Source organism: Actinoplanes xinjiangensis (genome assembly GCF_003148685.1).
GTDB classification, from domain to species: domain Bacteria; phylum Actinomycetota; class Actinomycetes; order Mycobacteriales; family Micromonosporaceae; genus Actinoplanes; species Actinoplanes xinjiangensis.
In genome coordinates, this window is record NZ_QGGR01000081.1 from 1 (window position 1) to 1,430 (window position 1,430).

Consider the following 1,430-nt stretch of genomic DNA (forward strand, 5'->3'; position numbering starts at 1 on the left):
GTGACCGCCAGAGCGACGTAGATCGGCCGGTTGGCGACCTTTCCGTCGCGGATCTTGACATTGATCGCGTCCAGAAACACCACCGGATAGACACGGCAGTTTCCAGCGATCGTTGCGAATCAGCTCGTTGCCGGCTGGCGTTGCCATTGTCGCATGAGCTGACTCGGGCTCTTGTCGTTCAGGCATAGCCGAGGTCGCTCGTTGAGTTCTGCGCAGATCTCTCGGAGTTGATCATCGGTCCATCTACTGAGGTCGGTGCCCTTTGGCAGGTATTGGCGCAGAAGACCGTTGGTGTTCTCGTTGGTGCCTCGCTGCCAGGGCGAGTGCGGATCGGCGAAGAAGACGCGAAGGCCGGTCGCGTGCTCGATGCGTTCGTGATGGAACATCTCGTTGCCCTGGTCCCAGGTCAACGTGCGCTTCAGCGGGGCAGGCAGCTTCGCGAACGCGGCGATGAGGGCGTCCCCGACAGTCTGCGCGCTGTGGTCACCGACCAGCTTCACCAGCACGGTGAAGCGGGTCTTGCGCTCCACCAGCGTGGCGACAGCTGAGCGTTGACCGGCGCCGACGATCAGGTCGCCTTCCCAGTGTCCGGCCTGGCGGCGGGACTCGACCGCGGCCGGCCGCTCACGGATGGACTTCATGTTCGTCGACTGCTTCAGCGCACCGTCACGGGACCGGCCCCTGCCGCGGCGACGCCGATAGGTGCGGCCAGTACGCAGATTCGCGGGATCTGCTTGGAGGACCACGCCGCGGTACACCGCCTCGTAAATCGTCTCGGCACACACCTGCCAGCCCCGCCGTCGCGAGTATCGCCGCCGCAGCCAACGGCTGATCTGCACCGGCGACCACCCACGACGGAGCTTGGCGGCTACCGCCTCGCGCAATGCCGGATCGGCGGCCAGCCTCCTGACCTTCGGCCGCCGACGACGCAGATGAGCTTGATTGTGGGCATACCACGGCTGATATCGACCATCCGCCTTGCGGTTGCGAGCGATCTCCCGATACACGCTTTGGTAGCTCTTGCCGATCCGGGCCGCGATCACCTTGACGCGCTCGCCGCGTTCGAGCCCGTCGGCGATCTCGATTCGGTCGTCCTGGCTGAAATACCGCCCGCTGATCGGGGTCTCGACAATGCTCACGCTGCCAGCGTCGATGAACCACAGGGATCCACAGCTGAGCGACACGCCCACCGCGGCGGCGGCTCGCGCGCCCCGCATCCCCGTCCTGATCAGTTCGAAATACCGGCGCTTGACGTCCAGCGACATCCTGTTCGGTGCGTATCTGGGCATACGAAACCCGTCTCGTCAGGATTCGCAACGACCAGTAGAACCTGAGCACGATCGAGCGGCCGGTTCTGCCACTCGGCCATGCCGTCCATGACCTTGTCGGTGATCGTGGAGATCGTCTGCCGCGACACCTCGGCGCCATAG

At 64.7% G+C, this 1,430-nt stretch carries 1 protein-coding gene and 2 pseudogenes; all 3 read right to left on the reverse strand.

Annotated elements, in window-relative coordinates:
• Positions 1–92: pseudogene (locus BC793_RS48585) on the reverse strand (transposase); the annotation flags it as partial.
• 27 nt (positions 93–119) lie between these two features.
• Entirely contained in the window at positions 120–1,265 is a 1,146-nt protein-coding gene (locus BC793_RS48590) for an IS30 family transposase (protein WP_239170774.1), read from the reverse strand.
• Positions 1,266–1,339: 74 nt separating this feature from the next.
• Positions 1,340–1,430, reverse strand: a pseudogene (locus BC793_RS48595) (transposase); the annotation flags it as partial.